Origin of the sequence: Candidatus Parakkermansia intestinigallinarum (assembly GCF_944389695.1) — a bacterium.
GTDB lineage: Bacteria > Verrucomicrobiota > Verrucomicrobiia > Verrucomicrobiales > Akkermansiaceae > Akkermansia > Akkermansia intestinigallinarum.
Genome location: NZ_CALXNG010000004.1, coordinates 15,907 through 34,428, shown reverse-complemented (window position 1 = coordinate 34,428; position 18,522 = coordinate 15,907). Strand labels below are relative to the sequence as shown.

General features: G+C 64.2%; 13 protein-coding genes. 5 read left to right on the top strand and 8 right to left on the bottom strand.

Annotated features, from left to right (window positions below):
- Window positions 1-7: 7 nt before the first annotated feature.
- The 4 genes from AC6UAL_RS01870 to AC6UAL_RS01855 form a co-directional block, all read right to left on the bottom strand.
- On the bottom strand, window positions 8-925 hold the full coding sequence (locus AC6UAL_RS01870; protein ID WP_500681656.1) for a hypothetical protein: 918 nt from the start codon (window positions 923-925) through the stop codon (window positions 8-10).
- A gap of 263 nt (window positions 926-1,188) precedes the next feature.
- On the bottom strand, window positions 1,189-1,557 hold the full coding sequence (locus AC6UAL_RS01865) for a type II toxin-antitoxin system RelE/ParE family toxin (protein ID WP_500681655.1): 369 nt from the start codon (window positions 1,555-1,557) through the stop codon (window positions 1,189-1,191).
- Between the two features lie 83 nt (window positions 1,558-1,640).
- The gene (locus AC6UAL_RS01860) at window positions 1,641-2,402 is read right to left on the bottom strand and encodes a hypothetical protein (protein WP_500681654.1); all 762 of its coding nucleotides are present in this window, start codon (window positions 2,400-2,402) and stop codon (window positions 1,641-1,643) included.
- Between the two features lie 93 nt (window positions 2,403-2,495).
- Window positions 2,496-3,260 carry a hypothetical protein gene (locus tag AC6UAL_RS01855; protein WP_500681653.1) on the bottom strand — a complete coding sequence of 255 codons (765 nt, stop codon included), beginning with the start codon at window positions 3,258-3,260 and terminating at the stop codon, window positions 2,496-2,498.
- Between the two features lie 174 nt (window positions 3,261-3,434).
- Here AC6UAL_RS01855 and AC6UAL_RS01850 point away from each other — a divergent pair, with 174 nt between their 5' ends.
- Complete coding sequence (locus AC6UAL_RS01850; RefSeq protein ID WP_500681652.1) at window positions 3,435-5,069, top strand: formate--tetrahydrofolate ligase; 1,635 nt, start codon at window positions 3,435-3,437, stop codon at window positions 5,067-5,069.
- Window positions 5,070-5,296: 227 nt separating this feature from the next.
- Here the strand turns inward: AC6UAL_RS01850 and AC6UAL_RS01845 are convergent, their stop codons facing one another.
- The 4 genes from AC6UAL_RS01845 to carB form a co-directional block, all read right to left on the bottom strand.
- Window positions 5,297-6,724, bottom strand: a complete 1,428-nt coding sequence (locus AC6UAL_RS01845; protein WP_500681651.1) for a glycoside hydrolase family 10-like protein — start codon at window positions 6,722-6,724, stop codon at window positions 5,297-5,299.
- Between the two features lie 296 nt (window positions 6,725-7,020).
- Entirely contained in the window at window positions 7,021-8,193 is a 1,173-nt protein-coding gene (locus tag AC6UAL_RS01840) for an acyltransferase family protein (RefSeq protein WP_500681650.1), read from the bottom strand.
- Between the two features lie 294 nt (window positions 8,194-8,487).
- Window positions 8,488-9,606 (bottom strand): acyltransferase family protein, encoded by a 1,119-nt coding sequence (locus AC6UAL_RS01835; protein ID WP_500681649.1) that lies wholly within the window; start codon window positions 9,604-9,606, stop codon window positions 8,488-8,490.
- 317 nt (window positions 9,607-9,923) lie between these two features.
- Window positions 9,924-13,145, bottom strand: a complete 3,222-nt coding sequence (carB, locus tag AC6UAL_RS01830) for a carbamoyl-phosphate synthase large subunit (protein ID WP_500681648.1) — start codon at window positions 13,143-13,145, stop codon at window positions 9,924-9,926.
- A 377-nt stretch (window positions 13,146-13,522) separates the two neighbouring features.
- Here carB and AC6UAL_RS01825 point away from each other — a divergent pair, with 377 nt between their 5' ends.
- From AC6UAL_RS01825 to AC6UAL_RS01810, 4 genes are all read left to right on the top strand, one after another.
- Window positions 13,523-15,004, top strand: coding sequence for a butyryl-CoA:acetate CoA transferase (locus AC6UAL_RS01825; protein ID WP_500681647.1), 1,482 nt, complete (start codon window positions 13,523-13,525; stop codon window positions 15,002-15,004).
- Window positions 15,005-15,080: 76 nt separating this feature from the next.
- Entirely contained in the window at window positions 15,081-17,114 is a 2,034-nt protein-coding gene (gene dnaX / locus AC6UAL_RS01820; RefSeq protein WP_500681646.1) for a DNA polymerase III subunit gamma/tau, read from the top strand.
- Window positions 17,115-17,183: 69 nt separating this feature from the next.
- Window positions 17,184-17,486 (top strand): YbaB/EbfC family nucleoid-associated protein, encoded by a 303-nt coding sequence (locus AC6UAL_RS01815; protein WP_500681645.1) that lies wholly within the window; start codon window positions 17,184-17,186, stop codon window positions 17,484-17,486.
- Entirely contained in the window at window positions 17,483-18,520 is a 1,038-nt protein-coding gene (locus tag AC6UAL_RS01810) for an efflux RND transporter periplasmic adaptor subunit (protein ID WP_500681644.1), read from the top strand. The genes AC6UAL_RS01815 and AC6UAL_RS01810 overlap by 4 nt, the downstream gene beginning before the upstream one ends.
- Window positions 18,521-18,522: the final 2 nt, after the last annotated feature.

Genomic DNA, 18,522 nt, shown 5'->3' with positions numbered 1-18,522 from the left:
GCCGGGGTCAGAATTCTTTGCGGTTGAAAATCCAGGTGGCGACGAAGAGATGCAGCAGCATGTAGCCGCAGGCCATGAGGGCCAGCTGTCCGAGCATCGCCGCGCCGGCGGCGTTTCCCGTCGCGGCGGCGTCGCCGAGGCAGAAGATGCTGAAGTCGGGCAGCAGGACGACCAAGGCGTTGAGAGCCAAGCGCAGCAGAGGGCCCGTGCCCGTGCCGCCGTCGTGCAGGAGGCTGAAGAGCTGCTGCTGGAAGGAGCCGATGAAGTAGGCTCCGAAGGCGAAAATCATGCTCACGATGGTGCCGCTGGTGAAGCAGGAGAAGAGCAGGGTGAGGCTGGTGAGCACGGCGGTGCCCAGCGCCATGGCGATGATGCCCTGATGCAGGGCGCCGTAGCCGGCGGCCTCGTGCACGCGGGCGAGGATGTCGCTGATTTGTGCCGGGTCGGCGCCGCGCTCGGTCAGCGCCGCGCTGATGCGCTCGCAGAAGGCAGCCTCGCGCAGGTGGATGAGCAGGCAGAGCAGCCCGTCCATCAGCGCAAAGACGAGAAAGAGCAGCAGCAGCACCCCCGCGAGTTTGCCGAGCAGGTAGTCAAAGCGCGGCACCGGCTTGCAGAGGATGGTGTAGAGGATGCGATCTTCGCTGTCCCGCGGGATGAGCAGGGAGGTGGCGGCGACGCTGAAGACGAGCCCGAAGAGCTGCATGCAACCCAGCCCCGTGCTCTTGAGCAGCTGCAGCTGGTCGATGCCTTGGTACTCGACGGAGACGGCCTCTTGGTAGGGCAGAAATTGCAGCCCCAGCATCAGCAGAGCCAGCGCCGCGACGACGAGAAAAATCCTCATGCGCAGCAGCTGCACGAGCGTGACTCCCGCCACGGCCGCCGCGCGCGCCGGAATGCCCGCCATCTGCCTCAGAATGCCGCCCATGCGCCTTTCTCCGTCGATGTCTTTTCCGCTGATTCTTCTCCGCCCGGTTTTTTTCCGTTCGATCTTGCCGCCCGGTTTTTCCGTTCGGTTTTTTCGTTCGGTTTTTTCGTTCGGTTTTTTTCCGCCCGGTTCTCTCCCTTCGCTCCGACTGCTCCGTTCGATTCGCCATCTCCCGTCCGCTCCGCCTTCTCCCGCACGCACCGTACGCATCGTCGGCGCCGATCACTCACAAGGAGGGGGAGAATCACGCAGCCCGAGCAGCGTCAGCGGCGCGGAGCGTGCTCGCCTTCGTCGATGAGCTTCCAGAACGAACGCGAACCGCCGAGCTTCTGGTCCTCGGAGCCGCCGATGCTCGAGCGGAAGAGGAAATCCTTGAGGGAATTGGCGTGCAGGACGCGCTGCACGATGACCTTGTCGCCGTCCTCCACGGTGAAATAGATGCGGTAGTCCTTGGAGCGGAATCGGTAGATTTTGCGGCCGTCGCGCTCGACCAGGCCGAAGCGTGCGTCGTCGGTAATGTGGCTGAGGGTGTTCTCGTCAACTTGGAAAGACGAGATAAGCTCAAGCTGATCCAAGGTGGGGATGGCAGAGACTTCTGCCGCGCTGATATCATTGAAGACAATCTGGTGCACGTACTGATTTTAAGAAACCGAGCGGCTCTTGGCAAGCCAAATTCGCGCCTTACTCCTTTTTCACGGCGCGGCGGCGCAGCGCCTCAGTAGTTGGTCAGCTTGCCGGGGTGCTCGCGGCGCCCGCGTTTGATGTTCTTCTGCATGAGCTCGTACTGGCGGCTGCCGACGGCCTTCTCATCGGTAGAGGAAACCTGAACGCCGTCTCGGCCTCGCACGGAAAACCAGTACTCGCAGGGGTAGCCGTGCTCTTCGGGAAAGCTTCCCCCCAAGAGGCTGCAGAGCTCCGGCTGATCCTGCCAGCGCTCTTCGTCTAGGGTGCGGGCATCGGGCTCGAAGCTGAGGCGCCCGTTGTGCGCCCGGGCGTCAAGCACGACGGCCCGTGGCCACGGAGTGTCCGCTGCCGCAATGTAGACGCAGTTGTGCTCGTTGTATTTTCCCTTGTCGCGCACGCAGCAGCCGAGGCGATAAAAGCTGAGTTTGAGGCGCCGAAGCTCGCGGAAGAGGTCGTGCTGATAGTGCCAACAGAGCCCGCGCGAATACAGCCCGGTGTTGATGAGGACATTGCCCGCCCAGCCGGAGAGGCACACGCCGTTGAGGCGCGAGATGCCCGCCGAGGCGCGGAAGGCCGTATCGGCCAGTCGGCGGGCCTCGGTGCGGGCGGCTTCCGGCTCGCGCTCTTCGGGCGGCAGCAGAGCCGGCAAGGCGGCTTCGAGGGCTTCGCGCCGGGCAACGCTCTCGTCGCTTTCAAGTGATTGTTCGGAGGGCGGGCCGACTCGCTGTTGCAGCGGCACCAGACTCGCCGGCACCGAGAGGCAGGCCAACAGAGGAGGGAGGATCAGTGACATGGCTCAGCTTTCACCGCGCCGCGCCGCGCCGCGCCCTTGCGCTCCGAGCGGCTCGTGCGGCTCGTGCGGCTCGTGCGGCCCGAGCGCGCGCGTTCAGTAATTGGTCGGCTTGCCGGGGTGCTCGATTTGCCCGCGCCGGATGTTCTCAATCATGCGCAGGTACTGCGGTGCCGAGACGACGCGCGGGTCAAAGTTGTACATGTACTTCTGGTACTTGATGCGCACGCTCAGCCAAGATTCGGTGGGCACCTTGTGCCCCTCGGGGTAGGCCCAGGTGAGCAGTTCGGTCGTCTCGGGCAAGTCCTTCCAGCGCGTGAGATCGAGCGTGTTCGCATGGTCGACGGTGAGGCGGCCGTTTTTTCGCCAAGCATCGAGCATGACGGCATCCGGCCAGAAGCTGCCCTTGGCGGCGATGTAGACGCAGTTGTGCTCGGAGCCTTCGCTGCGGTCGCGCACGCAGCAGCCGAGCTTGAAGTATTGGAGCGGGCGGCGGCGCAACTCGCGGAAGAGGTCGTGCTGGTAGTGCCAGCAGAGCCCGCGCTCTTTCACGCCCCAGTTGACGAGGATGTTGCCCATCCACCCCGGAAGATACAGGTCGTTGACGCGAGCAATGCCGGCGCTGGCTTTGTAGGCGGTGTCGGCCAGCCAGCGAGCCTCGGCGCGGGCCTCGGGGATGCTTTGTTCATCGGCGGGCAACAGGGCGATGAGGTCGTCGGTGAGCGTGTTGCGCCGCTCCGTCACGAGCTTCGTGCTCGGGTAGTCGGGCGGGGGCGGGTTGCAGGAGCCGAGCAGCAGAACACTGCCCAGCAGGGGCATGAGGGCGCGGCAAATCAAGGAGGTCGAGGCGGTTTTGGCCATGGAGAGGTGAGTGGTCGTATCGAAGAAGGCAGGCGGGCAGGAGCCGACGCCGCCGCACGTCGCCCATCATAACAATGTTTTTTCCTCTGTCAAGTTCAAAAACGCGTCACGCCGGGCTACGGCCGAGCCGCTTTGCGTTTGCCAAGCGGCTCGGGCTGTGCTAGCATGGGGCGCATGGCAGTACGCAGTTTCACCGCAACGATGGCGGCAGCTCTCGGGCTGGATGAGCAGGATGTGATTCCCTACGGCCGCGACAGGGCGAAGGTGAGTTTCAAGGTTCTTCGCAAGCGTCCGCTCAAGGGGCGTTTGATTTTGGTCAGTGCGCTGACGCCCACGCCCGCCGGCGAGGGCAAGACGACGGTGTCGATCGGCTTGGCGCAGGGGCTGAAGGCTGAGGGCAAAAGCGTGTGTCTCGCGTTGCGCGAGCCGTCGATGGGTCCGGTCTTCGGGCGCAAGGGCGGCGCGTCGGGCGGCGGGCGCTCGTGTCTGACGCCGGGCGACAGCATCAATTTGTGTTTCAACGGTGATTTTCAGGCTATCACGGCGGCGAACAATCTGCTGGCGGCGGTGATTGACAATGCGCTGTTTTACGGCACGACGCGCCTCGACCAGAACAAGGTGACCTGGAAGCGCGTGATGGATATGAATGATCGCTCGCTGCGCCACATCATTATCGGGCTCGATCGCAACGGAGTCACCCGCGAGGATGCATTCAATATCACGCCGGCCTCTGAGATCATGGCCTGCTTCTGCTTGGCGGAGGATCCGGAGGATTTGCGCCGCCGCCTCGACAATATCGTGGTGGGCTTCACGCGCGATGACGAGGCAGTCTACGCCCGCGAGTTCGGCGTGACGGATGCGATGCTGGCCATCATGCGCGAGGCGATCAACCCGAATCTCGTGCAGAGCCTCGAGGGCGTGCCGGCCTTTGTGCACGGCGGACCTTTCGCCAATATCGCCCACGGTTGCAATTCGGTTATCGCGACGAAGATGGCGCTGGCCTGCGCCGATTACGCGGTGACGGAGGCGGGCTTCGCCTTTGATTTGGGGGCGGAGAAGTTTTTGGATATCAAGTGCCGATGCAGCGGTCTGGCGCCGGATGCGGTGGTGATTGTCGCGACGATCCGCGCGCTGAAGATGCACGGCGGGGTGGCGGCGGCGGATCTCGCTGCGGCGAACCCGGAGGCGGTGCGCGCCGGTTTGCCGAATCTCGAGGCGCATCTCGAGGCGGCTCGCCTCTTCGGGCGCCCGGTGACGGTGGCCATCAATCTCTTTGAGGCCTTCGACAGTGAGGAGGAGCTTGACGTGGTGCGCGCGTTCTGCCGCGAGCAGGGTGTGCGCTGCGCGGTGGCCAATGTGTTCGGCGCCGGCGGCGAGGGTTCTCGCGAGCTGGCGCGCGAGGTGCTGGCGAGTCTCGAGGAGCCGACGGAGCCCTTCCGCTGCCTCTATGAGCTGGATATGCCCATCGAGGAGCGCATGCGCTGCATCGCGCGCTGCATGTACGGCGCCGATGACGTGGTGCTGACGCCCAAGGCGCTCAGGACGCTCTCGCGGCTGGAGAAGAACGGCCTGACGCATCTGCCCGTCTGTATGGCCAAGACGCAGAATTCGCTCTCGGACAACCCGAAGCTCATGGGGCGCCCGCGCGGCTTTACGGTGACGGTGCGCGATTTTGAGATTGCCAACGGCGCGGGTTTCCTCGTGGCGCTCTGCGGCGATATCATGCGTATGCCGGGTTTGCCGAAGCAGCCGGCGGCCTGCGATTTCCGCGTCGATGCCGAGGGCCGCATCAGCGGTATGAAGGGCTGAGCGAAGCCCTGTCCCGCTCGTGCCCGCAAGCCGGAGACGGCAGATGACAACACGAACAGCCCCTCGGTGCCGCTGAGACGCCGAGGGGCTGCCTTTACCAAGGGGCTGTTCGTGCCGAGGGGCTGTCTTTACCGAGAGGCTGTCCTTGTCGCTCGGAGCCGGATGCCCGCGCTTCTCTGCGGCCCTGCCCTTCGGCCGCTTCGGGCGGGCTGGAGAGGGCTTCGGCTTCAGCGGGCGAGCACGCCGGGGATGCCGCTGTTGCCGCAGGCGGACATGGGCCGTACGGCGATGCGGTCGATGCGCGAGGAAACGACGCTCGGCAGCATGATGCTCTTGACGTTGCCGGGCAGCACGCAGTAAGTGAACCAGCGGCCGCGGCTGCCGAGCTGGATGACCCACTTGCGCGCGCTGCTGTCAGCCGGGCGCCAGCTCAGGCGGCAGCCGCCGCGGGCGTCCTGCGCCGCCACGGACGGTCGACCCGGGCGCGCCGTGCCGCACCAAGGCATGGCCGGCGGTATGGCCAGGCCGGTGTAGTAGCGCGCAAGCTCGCTCTGCACGCCGCCGCGGTTGCCGGCCAGAGAGCGCCAACTCCAGAAGAGCTGGCCCGAGCTCTGCCGCGCCAGTTTGCGCGTGGCGGCGATCTGTGCGCCGATTTCAGCAGCGGTGCGGCCGGGGTCCTCCTTGCTCTTGATGCGCACGGAGGCGATGCCGGGCCAGACGGGGCGGGCGGGGTTGATGCTGCTCCACCACTGCATCAGCGCCGTGAAGCTCTGCTTGCCCGAGATGCGCCAGTAGAGCTGCGGCGAGAGGTAGTCGACCCAGCCTTTTTGCAGCCAGAGACGGGCGTCGCAGGCGAGGTGCTCGTAGGCGTTGACTTGGGCTTCGACGCCGCGCGGGTAGCCGGGCTGCCAGATGCCGAAGGGGCTGATGCCGACGCGCACCCAGGGTTTGGCGTCTTTGACTTCGCTGTAGAGGGTCGAGACGAAGCTGTTGATGGCGGCGCGGCGCTGGGCGGGTGTCTTGCCGTCGGCGATGTTGTGGTTGGGCGGGTAGGGGTAAAAGTAGTCGTCGAGGTGCACGCCGTCGATGTCATAGCGGCGCACGACGTCGAGGATGACGCGCAGGACGTGCTGCCGGGCGTCGGAGGACGAGGGGTCGAGAATCATGGTGCTGCCGGCCTTGCGCAGCAGGTCGCGCCGCTTGAGCGAGATGTGGCCCTTCCCGACGGGGCGCCCGCTGATGGTCGCGCGGAAGGGGTTAAACCAGGCGTGCACTTCAATGCCGCGCTTGTGCGCTTCAGCCACGGCGAAGGCCAGCGGGTCGTAGCCGGGGTTGACGCCGGCGCCCGAGAGCCAGGCGCTCCAAGGTTCGTAGCGCGAGTTGTAAAGGGCGTCGCCGTTGGGGCGGACTTGCAGGATGATGGCGTTGAGCCGCAGTTTGCGCGCCTGCTCGATGATGCTGAGCAGTTCGGCCCTCTGCTGCGCCGCCGAAAGTCCGGCGCGCGAGGGCCAGTCGAGGTTGTAGACGGTGGCGACCCAAGCGGCGCGGAATTCGCGCGCGGGTTCGGGTGCATTCTCATGGACCTGTTGCCAGGCTTGAGCCGGCGCCCCGAGGCAGAGGCAGACGATTAGTGCAAGTGCAAGAAAACGCTTCATCTCCGCCAGCATAGTCCTCTTGCGCCGCTTTGGCAAGCCGCAACCGCCGCGATGACGAAAGTCGGCGGCGGAATCACGCCGCCCCGGGCGGGCGGACAGGGTCGCGCGAGCCGATGGGGCGGGTGCCCCGCGCGGGACGGCGCGGGGCGGCGGCGCTTCTTCCCGGCGCATCCGCCGGGTCGCCGCAGGGGTACGCCTCAAGAGACGCTTCAGAGTGGGGTTGAGCCGCCTGAGGGAGCCGCCTCAGGGGCCACCGCCGGGCTGACGGCAACGGCCGGGTGCGGCGGCCTGCTCCCTCAATCCGCGCTGCTGCGGCTGCGGCAGGCAGCGCCGACGGGCAGGCCGTCGCCGGGCGCTTCGCTCGGTCGGGGGAGCATGCCGAGGTCATCGGGTCGCACCTTGTAGTGGGCAACGAGGTGCAGCAGGTAGCGCCCCCAAGCATGCGGGGCACAAAGGTTTCGCAGCCCGACGAAGAGCAGGGCGAGCAGCGAGAAGAGAATCAGCGGCAGGCAGAGCAAAAAGACCTCGGATTGCTCCAGCAAATCGGGCACGCCGAACCAGTAGATGATTTCATGCGTGGCGAAGGTGAGGAAGGTCACGGGCGCAAAGAGCAGCGCGAAGCGAGCCAGCGCCGGGAGGCGCAGTTCGAGGTAGCGGGCGAGCTGGTAGAAGATGCAGAAGCTGATGAGCGACACGATGAGGGGTTTCGATTTGAGATCCGCCGCCTCCGGGGGCAAATACTCCGAACCGATATAGATACCGACGGCCGTCACGACGAGGTAGAGCAGAATCAGCGGCAGGGAGCTGAAGCTGAGCATGCGCGCACGCGCTTCCTTGCCGAAGGAGCCCAAGTAGCAGCCGAAGCAGAAGAGCGTGATGGCGTAGGGAGCACAAAAGACCTCGAAATCGGGGCGGAAGTAGGGCTCAAAGACGGGGAGCAGCGACATCATGACGGCGAGCGGCACCAGATACTTCGCGGCGCGGCAGAGCAGGGGCGAGAGCAGGAAGAGCAGCGTGAGATCCCGCATGAACCACAGCGGCGTGTTGGCGGGGTGCGAGGGGAGCGCATCGCCGAGAGAGAGGCCGGGCAGCAGGATGCGGGTGACGCCGAAGAGGTCGGCAAGGCTGTGGCCGATGACGCAGCTGTTGCCGTTGTACCAAGCGACGGCGATGAAGATGAGATTCCAGAGGACAAAGGGCGCAAAGCACCACCAAGCGTTGTTGATCGCCTTGCGCCAGCTGATGCGCCGGCAGGCAAAGAAGCCTGCGAGCACGAAGAAGATGCCGCTCATGTGGCCGAAGATCTCAACGGGAATGGAGCGCAGCTCTTCGATGAGGGGTGAATCGAGCGAGAAGTACAGATGTTCGTACATCACCGCCAGGGCTGCCAGAATGCGCATGATGTCCACCGCGGCAATGCGGTTTTTGGTGCTGTGGGACAAGTCGGGCATGGGTACCGGGTTGTTCATGATGCTGCCGAGGATGGGGGTGAATCAGGCTGTGTGCGGCGTCTTGCGCTTGGCTCCCCGCCGTCCGGATGTCAGGCCGACAGTGGCCGCAACGGGGATGAGCGCTTGTAACAAAGTGCGGCACTTTTGTCAAGCGCAAGCCGAGGTTAAAAGCGCAAGCGGGGCTTAAAGGGGGTTAAAAGCGCAAGCCGGGTTAAATTCGGCACGGCGTGGCGCAGGCGGAGTGTCAGACAGTCGAGAGGCGCAATCCGCCGCGCACGCCGGAGAGGGCAGAGCGGCTGTGTTACACTTGTGTTACGGCTTTGAGATGCCCGGCTTGGCCGCGGGTTCCGAGGCGCCGGATGCTTGCTCGAAGTCGTCGGGGCGAGCCTTGTAGTGGGCAACGAGGTGCAGCAGGTAGCGCCCCGCCGCCGAGCGCACCATCACGGGCTTGAGCCAAGTGAAGAGCAGCGCCAGCGCCGCAAAAATGAGCAGCGGCAGGCAGAGACAGAAGATGAGGGATTGGCGCAGGACCTCCGGCAGCGAGGTGTAAACTATCATGTGCGTGGCGAAGGTCAGGAAGGTCACCGGGGCATAGCGCAGCGCAAAATCGGCCACGCGCGGCAGATGGACTTCGATGATGCGGCAGAGCTGATAAAAAATACCAAAGCCGATAATCGAAGCGACCAGCGGTTTTCTCGTGATGGCGGGAAGATACTCCCGATACCAGAAGATGACCATGCACAAGATGATGTAAAACACAACGAGCGGCAGCGAATAAAACTTCAACATGCGCGTCCGCTCCTCCTTGCCGAACGTTCCCAACCAGCAACCAAAGCAGAACAGAGACAGGCTGTAGGGAGAACAGAAGACCCCGCAGTCATGGCTAAACCAGTACGCCGCTTCGGGCATGAGGGAGATCATCACCATAGCCAGCAACAGATACGTTGCATACCTGCAAAGTATGGGTGATAACAAGAAAAGCAATACCAGATCTCTCATGAACCAGAGCGGCCCGTTGGCAGGAACGGAAGAAGAGGCCCATCCCCATTCGCTCGGGGCCAGAATGCCGGTGACGCCGAACAGGCGGGCCGGATTTGACCAATCAACGTAAGCTCCGTTGACGACGATGTCGATCCCGAGATAGATGAGATTCCACAACACGAAGGGCGCAAAACACCACCAAGCATTGTTGATCGCCTTGCGCCAGGTAATGCGCCTGCAAGCAAAGAAGCCGGCAAGCACAAAGAAAATACTGCTCACATCCCATAACCCGATGGACATCATGACGCATTTGTGCGGAAACCAAAAAACACTCTTGATGAAATGCTCATACATGACGACAAATGCCGCTAATATACGCATGATGTCCACCGCGGCAATGCGGTTTTTGGTGCTGTAGGAGGCATCGGGTAGGACGGAGGGAGAGGCCATGGTGAGAAAATCGCGCTGTTGAGCTCATCGCCCTGCCTCGGCACGGGCCGAAAGCACTTGGACAGGACAAACAAAGTGCGGGTATTATAAGCATCCGGCTTTTCATGTCAAGCCGCAGCTCCTGATTCTCTCCCGAATCGGGCGCGGAGGCGGCAAAAGAGTCGCGCAAGCCCCCTGCCCCATGCGGCTTCACTGCGGCCTGCGTGCCTGCGGGCGCTCGCGCGGAGAAACGACGGCGCCGCCGCCTGAACCTGTCAGGCGGCGGCGCGGTGCCAATCCTGTGCGGCGCGCGCGGCAGGACGAGCCCTGCCGCAGCGTCAGCCGCAGGACGCAGCGGCCGATGTGGCGTGGAATTCTTGGATGGTGCAGACCGTCGTCACCTTGTTCTTGTTGTGCAGGATGGCGGCGGCGCAGGCCTTCGCGCTCGAAAGGTCGGTGCAGTACGAGATGTTGTTGTTGACGGCGGCGGCGCGGATGGCCACCTCGTCCTCTCGCGCGTCGTGCGAGCCCGGGGTGTTGATGACGAAGACGATGTCTCCGTTTTTGATGCGGTCGACGATGTGCGGGCGGTGGCCTTCGAGCACCTTGTAGGCGCGTTCGCAGCCGATGCCGTGGGCCTGCAGGTGCTGCATGGTGCCCTTGGTGGCGCAGATGCTGAAGCCGGCGCTGGCGATGTCCCTCGCGATCTCCGTGACCATCTCCTTGTCGCGGTCGTTGACCGAGATGAACACGAGACCCTTGTCGGGCAGCGGGTTGAAAGCCGAGATCTGGCTCTTCATGTAGGCGATCTCCGGGTCGCGATCAATGCCCATGACTTCGCCCGTCGAGTGCATCTCCGGCCCGAGCACGACGTCGATGCCCGGGAAGCGGTTCCAGGGGAAGACGGCTTCCTTGACGGTGTAGTAGGGCGGGACGACCTCTTTGGTGAAGCCGAGCTGCTTGAGCGTCAGGCCGCTCATGACCTTGGCGGCGAGCTTGGCCAGCGGCACGCCGATGGACTTCGAGACGAAGGGCACGGTGCGCGAGGCGCGCGGGTTGACTTCGATGACGTAGAGCTGCTCGTCCTTGATGGCGAACTGGCAGTTCATGAGGCCCTTGACGTTGAGACGCGCGGCGAGCTCTTTGGCGGCACGCATCATTTCGGCGTGCATCGCGGGCGAGACGCGGTTGGGCGGAATCATGCAGGCGGAGTCGCCGGAGTGAATGCCGGCGGGTTCGACGTGCTGCATGATGGCGCCCACGACGCTGGTTTCACCGTCGGCAATGACGTCGACGTCGATTTCCATCGCGTGCTGCAGGAAGCGGTCGACGAGCACGGGGCGCTCCGGCGAGGCGTCGACGGCTTCGCGCATGTAGGTGCGCAGCTCCTGCTCGTCGTAGACGATCATCATGGCGCGGCCGCCGAGCACGAAGGACGGGCGCACCAGCACGGGGAAGCCGATGCGGTGCGCGACCTGCACGGCCTCTTCCTCGTTCGTCGCGGTGCCGGCTTCCGCCTGTTTCAGGCCGATTTCATCCAGCAGGGCCGAGAAGTATTTGCGGTCTTCCGCCAGCTCGATCGAGCGCGGGCTGGTGCCGATGATGGGCACGCCGTGCGCCTGCAGGGCGGCGGCGAGGTTGAGCGGGGTCTGGCCGCCGAACTGCACGATGACGCCGTCGGGTTTCTCCTGCTCGCAGATGTTGAGCACGTCCTCGAGCGTCAGCGGCTCGAAGTAGAGCTTGTCCGAGGTGTCGTAGTCGGTCGAAACGGTCTCGGGGTTCGAGTTGACCATGATGGTCTCGTAGCCGAGCTCCTTGAGGGCGAAGGAGGCGTGCACGCAGCAGTAGTCGAACTCGATGCCCTGGCCGATGCGGTTCGGGCCTCCGCCGAGAATCACGATCTTCTTGCGATCGTTCGGGCGCGCTTCGTTCTCGTCGCCGTAGGTCGAGTAGTAGTAGGGGGTGTAGGCTTCAAACTCGGCCGCGCAGGTGTCGACGAGGCGGTAGGTCGGGATGATGCCCTTGGCCTTGCGCTCGGCGCGCACGTCATCTTCGCTGCAGCCGCGAGCCAGAGCGATCTGGCGATCCGAGAAGCCCAGCTTCTTGGCCTCGCGCAGGTCGAGCTCGGCGAGCTTCATGCCGGCCTCGGCGAGCTGCTGAAGCTGGTCGAGGAACCAGGGGTCGATCTGGGTGAGATCCTGCACTTCTTCGAGCGTGAAGCCGTGGGTGAATGCCGTCTGAATCCAGAAGATGCGCTCGGCGTTGGGCACGGCGAGCTTGGTGCAGATTTCGTTGCGCGTCGGGTTCTTGGGCTCTTTGGCGTCGAAGCCGAAGCCCCAGCGGCCGGTCTCCAGCGAGCGGAGCGCCTTCTGGAGCGACTCCTTGAAGGTGCGGCCGATGCTCATGACTTCTCCCACCGACTTCATCGAGGTGGTCAGGCGCTCGTCGGCTTTCTTGAACTTCTCGAAGGTGAAGCGCGGCACTTTCGTGACGACGTAGTCGATCGAGGGCTCGAAGGAGGCGGGCGTCTCGCGGGTGATGTCGTTCTTGAGCTCGTCGAGCGTGTAGCCGACGGCGAGTTTGGCGGCGAGCTTGGCGATCGGGAAGCCGGTGGCCTTGGAGGCGAGGGCTGAGGAGCGGCTCACGCGCGGGTTCATCTCAATGACGATCATGCGGCCGGTCTTCGGGTCGAGGGCGAACTGAATGTTGCTGCCACCCGTCTCGACGCCGATTTCGCGGATGACGGCGAAGGAGGCGTCGCGCATGATCTGGTATTCGCGATCGGTGAGGGTCTGAATGGGTGCGACGGTGATGGAGTCGCCGGTGTGCACGCCCATGGGGTCGAGGTTTTCAATCGAGCAGACCACCACGCAGTTGTCCTTGCGGTCGCGCATCACCTCCATCTCAAACTCCTTCCAGCCCAGCAGCGACTCTTCGATGAGCACCTCGGTCACCGGAGAGAGATCGAGGCCGCGCGCCACGATTTCCTCAAACTCGGCTTTGTTGTAGGCGATGCCGCCGCCCGTGCCGCCCAGCGTGAAGGCCGGGCGGATGATCATCGGGTAGCCGCCGATGACGTTGCGAGCCACTTCCCAAGCCTCCGTCATGTTGTGGGCGGTGCCCGAGGCGGGCACGTCGAGCCCGATGCGGATCATGGCGTCCTTGAAGCGCTGGCGGTCTTCGCCCTTGTCGATGGCATCGGCGTTGGCGCCGATCATGCGGACGCCGTAGCGGGCGAGCACGCCCTTGCGGTGCAGCTCCATGGCGCAGTTGAGAGCCGTCTGGCCGCCCAGCGTCGGCAGCAGGGCATCGGGCTTCTCGCGGGCGATGATTTTCTCGACATACTCCGGCGTGATCGGCTCGATGTAGGTGCGGGGAGCCGTCTCGGGATCCGTCATGATGGTGGCGGGATTGGAGTTGACGAGCACAACTTCGTAACCCTCCTCACGCAGGGCTTTGCAGGCCTGACTTCCGGAATAATCGAACTCACAGCCCTGGCCGATCACGATGGGGCCCGAGCCGATGACGAGAATCTTCTTGATGGAGGTGTCTTTGGGCATGGTTCTGTGTAAACTTGCAGATGTATGCCACAGTCCGATGAAAAAATCAAGTCAAATATGCTGACCGGGAAAAATCAAGACTGCTTCGCCGCCGATCAGAGAGACTCATCCCCTGCACCGCCTCGCGATGCCCGCCGCCGCTCGCAGCCGTCAGCCGACACCCAAGCACCCGCTCAGCGACCCGTCAAACGGTTGCCCGACGACCCGCCCTACCACCCTCCCGACGGCTGCCCTGCCACCCGTCAAGCACCCGCCGGACGGCCGCCCAAGCACCCGCCGGGCGGCCGTCCGGCGCTCCGCTGCCCGCCTGCGGATAGGGGGTGATGTTCATATTAAGCTGGACTTAACTCAAGAATTCTGCTATTCTGCCTGCGTCTATGCGTTACAAGAGTCTCACTCCGGAAGAGGCGGCTGCCTTGATTCAGCACGGTGATTGCATCGGGATGAGCGGCTTCACGAATGCCGGTGCGCCGAAGTTGATGCCGACGGCGATTGCGCGCCGCGCTCAGGCGGAGCACGAAGCCGGTCGCCCGTTTCGCCTGACGGTGATGACGGGGGCGAGCACGAGCTATCTGGTGGACGGCGTGCTGGCCGAGGCTCACGCGGTGGAGCGCTTCATGCCCTATCAGGCCAGCAAGGAGATGCGCCAAGCGGTGAATGCGGGCGAGGTGCAGTACATCGACTGCCACGTGTCGCTCATGGCGCAGGATATGCGCTACGGCCACCTGCCGCGCATCTCGACGGCCATCATCGAGGTCTGCGACGTGACGGATGAGGGCGAGCTGACGCTGACGGCCAGCGGCGGCAATTCGCCGACCTTCTGCATGTTGGCCGATCGCATTATTTTGGAGCTCAACACCTACCACCGCCCCGAGATCCGCGAGATTCACGATATTTACGTGCCGAAGGACCCGCCCCACCGCGGCGAGATTGCGGTCTATGCGGCTGATTCGCACGTGGGCACGAAGACGCTGCGCGTCGATCCGGCGAAGATCGCGGGGGTGATTCACACGCACCGTCCCGACGGCATCCCGGAGTTCAAGCCTTCGACGGGAGCGACGGATATCATCGGCGACCGCATCGCGAACTTTTTGGCTGAGGAGTACCGCCTCGGCCGCATCCCCGAGGGCTTTTTGCCGATTCAGAGCGGCGTGGGCAATGTGGCCAATGCCGTGCTGACGGCGCTGGCGCGCAACAAGGGGATTCCGGATTTCAAGATGTATACGGAGGTGATTCAGGATTCGGCCATTGAGCTGCTGCGGCAGGGCCGCTGCAAGTTCGCCTCCGGCTGCTCGCTTTCGGTGTCGGACAAGGTTCTGGAGGAGATTTACGCCCATTTCGATTTTTACAAGGACAAGCTGCTGCTGCGCCCGCAGGAGGTGACGAACAACCCGGAGATGGCGCGCAACATCGGTCTGATTTGCACGAATACGGCGATCGAGGTTGATCTTTTCGGCAATGTGAACTCGTCCCATCTGTTCGGCACGACCATCATGAACGGCATCGGCGGCTCGGGCGACTTTGCCCGCGCGGCGGCTTACACGATTTTCATGTGCCCGTCGACGGCCAAGGGCGGCACGATTTCTTCGATCGTGCCGATGGTGAGCCACACCGACCACACGGAGCACGACGTCGCCATCGTGGTGACCGAGCAGGGCGTGGCCGATTTGCGCGGCCGCTCGCCCCGTGAACGCGCCGAACTCATCATCGAGAACTGCGCTCACCCCGATTACCGCCCGCTGCTGCGCCGCTACCTCGCCCTCACGCCCAAGGGGCATACGCCGCACTGCCTCCGCAAGGCTTTCGAGATGCACACGGCCTACCTCGAGAAGGGGGATATGCGCCTGGCTGAGTTCTGATTGGCCGCGCTCGGCACGCCCTGCGCGGACGCACTTTCTGCTTGCGGGGGGCGGGGCTTTCATGTAGAATGCGCCTGTGAGTTATCAGGTCTTTGCCAGAAAATACCGCCCTCGCACTTTCAGCGACGTATTGGGGCAGGATCACGTCGTGCGCACGCTCTGCAACGCGATCGAGCAGAAGCGCCTGGCTCACGCCTACCTCTTTGTCGGTCCCCGCGGCACGGGCAAGACGTCGACGGCTCGCATTTTCGCCAAGGCTCTCAACTGCACGGGCGGTCCCCGGGTCGATTTCGACCCCGATGAGGACGTCTGCGTCGAGATTGCCGAGGGGCGCAGCCTCGATGTGCTCGAGATTGACGGCGCTTCCAACCGCGGTATCGACAACATCCGCGACCTGCGCGAGAACGTGCAGTTTGCGCCCGCGCGCGGCCAGTACCGCATCATCTACATCGACGAGGTGCACATGCTGACCAAGGAGTCCTTCAACGCTCTGCTCAAGACGCTCGAAGAGCCGCCCTCGCACGTGATGTTCATTTTCGCGACGACGGAGCCGCACAAGATTCTGCCGACGATTCTCTCGCGCTGCCAGCGCTTTGATCTGCGCCCGATTCCCGACGAGATCATCGCGAATCACTTGGTGGCGATCGCGGCCAAGGAGGGCGTGACGCTCGAGCCCGATGCCGCTTATTCGATTGCCCGCGTGGCCGAGGGCGGCATGCGCGACGCGCAGTCGATGCTCGATCAGTTGGTGTCCTTCTGCGGCAATCACATTGTGGGGCAGAACGTGAATGATATTTTCGGCGTGACGAGCCGCGAGACGGTGGCGCGGGCGCTGACTTTCATTCTCGATCGCCAGCTGCCGAGTCTGCTGCACTTGGTGCACGAGCTGGCTGAGGCCGGTCGCGATATGGGCCAGCTGCTCTCGGAGATCATGAGTGCCGTGCGCGAGTTGCTCATCAGCAAGGTGGCTCCGCAGGAGGCGGCCGCCGCGAGTCTGCCCGAGCCTTGGCGCTCGAAGCTCGGCGAGTTGCTGGCGCGCACGCCGGCGGACAAGATTGTGCGCCTCATGGAGGTGCTCTCTTCCGCCGAGGAGCAGATGCGCTGGAGCACCAACAAGCGCCTGCACCTCGAAATGGGGCTCATCCGCGCGGTGCATTCGCTGGCCGAGGCCAACATCAGCGACATCATCCGCGCCCTCAACGGTGCCCCCCTGCCCGAGACGCCCATCGCCACCACGCTGCTGCCCGAGCTCAGCCGCGACCTGCCGCCCGCTCCTGTTGCAGCTCCCGCATCCGTTGCGGCTCCCGCGGCTACCCCCGCTGCGGCTCCTGCGCCTGCTCCCGCTGCGGCCCCTGCGCCCGCGGCCGCTGCGACTCCCGCACCTACCCCTGCCTCGGCTCCCGCGCCCGCTCCTGTTGAGGAGGCTCCCGCGCCGTCGATGCCCGAGCCGGGCGTTTCGGAAAGCGCACCGACGGCTTCTCTGTTCCCCTCGGCGGCACCGTCCGCCGAACGCCCGGTGATCGTCGATGCGCCCATGCCGGCGGGGCTCGAGCCGATTGACGACGAAGAGCCGTTCTTCGACCAGGGGCCCTCGCTCTTCGGCGACATGCCCGAGGCGGATTTTGCTCCGCCGCCCGCAGCTGAGACGCCGATGACGCCCGAGCTCTGGGAACGCGTGCTCAGCGAGGCGCGCGACCGCTCGCGCTTCAAAGCGGGAGCCATCGGCCACACGCTCTTCATCGGCGAAGAGGACAGGCAGCTGATCATCGCCGTACACCCGGAGGACACCGACAGCCGCGACGCGCTGCTGAGCGAAGACGTGCAAGAGCTGCTCTGCGACATCGCCGAACCTCTCTGCGGGCACCGCTTCGGCATCCGCGTCGAGAAAGACGACACCATCCCCCTGCCCGAGCCGGAGCCGGAACCCGAGCCGGAGCCGGCTCCCGATGCGCCGCCGGCCCCCAAAGCCAAGGCGGCACCCAAGAAGGGCTCCGAGCCGACGACGCCCCCTGCCCCTCCCTCTCTGCGCCCGAGCGAGGAGGAGTTTTATCACGACCCGCTCATCGAAAAAGCGCTCGACGCATTTCACGCCAGACTCATCAAAAACTGACGCCCGTCGCGTCCGCTTTCCCCACGCACCCGGCAGCTACAACGCCGCAACCCCCACCATCACCACACCATGAACCTTCAAAAACTCATGAAGCAAGCCCAGGCCATGCAAGCCAACATGGCCAACGCCCAGGCACGACTCGCCGAAAAGAGCTACACGGCTGAGGCCGCCGGCGGCAAGATCAAAGTGACCGCCAACGGCACCGGCATGGTGACCGCCCTGAGCATCGACCCGTCGGTGATCGACCCGGATGACGCCGACTTCCTCCAGAGCCTGCTGCTCAAAGCCGTTCAAGAGGCACTCAACGGCGCCAAAGACCTCGCCGAGGCCGAGATGCGCAAAGTGACGGGCGGCCTCGGCTTCCCGATGTGACCACGATCATGCTTCGCTCGGCGACAGTATCAGCGGCGGTCCTTCTTGCGGCGGTCGCTTTTCCGCTGGCGGCCGACGAGGTCGACCTCGGCCTCTTCCCCGCCAAAATCGTGCCCGAACAGGTGGCGCTCGTCACCCTGCCCGAGCGCGGCACGGTGACCGATCGCGCGGCGGACGATTCTCACCTCAAGAAGGGCGACGTCATCGCCATTCTCAACAAAGAGGAGACGGCGCAAGACGAAGAGGAATTGGAGCTGAGCATCGAGCGCGAGCGGCTCAACCACCGCGATGAAATTCGCAAGCTGAAGCAGCAGCGCAAACGCGTCTGCTTCTACCTCGACCTGAACAAAGAGGAGCGCAAATACGCCACCGACCTCCTCGACGAGAACAAAGAGGAGCCCACGCACGACAGCCTCAAGGACATCGACGACCGCATCTCCCTGCTCAACCGCGAGCTCTCGAGCCTCGAACGCCGCAAACACAGCGAGTTTGACCGCAAGCATGACCCGCTCACCATCCGCATGCCCTTCGACGGCCGCCTGCAATACAACGTCACCCTGCCCGATGACCCCGACAAACCCTACGAATACACGGGCGGCAACGTGCAGAGCTTCGCGACGGTCTGCGACGACTCCTCCTTTTACATCACCGTTGCCATCAGCAGCAGCGAGCTGACAGGGCTGGATGAAAAGGCTTTCAGGGCCGAAGTCAGCCTGCCGGCCGACCGCAAGCTGGCCGCCGACTTCAGCTTCCGCCGCGTCGAGCGCTCGCCGTCCGGCTCCGACTTGCTGGTGTATTACTTCCGCCTGCCCGAGAAGGACTACGAGCAAGCTTTCCGCATGCTGGGCAGCAATGCGCGCGCACGCCTGTTCTACGACGCCGGACAAGAGACGCTGCGCGTCAGCAAGACCGAGCTCTCGACACACCCTGAGGCCGAGCAGTGCAACAGCTGGGAAGAGCTCATCGAGCGAGCCATGCCCGACTACAGCATCATCCTCATCACCGAGCGCGAAGTCGTTCTGCGCCGCCGCTGACC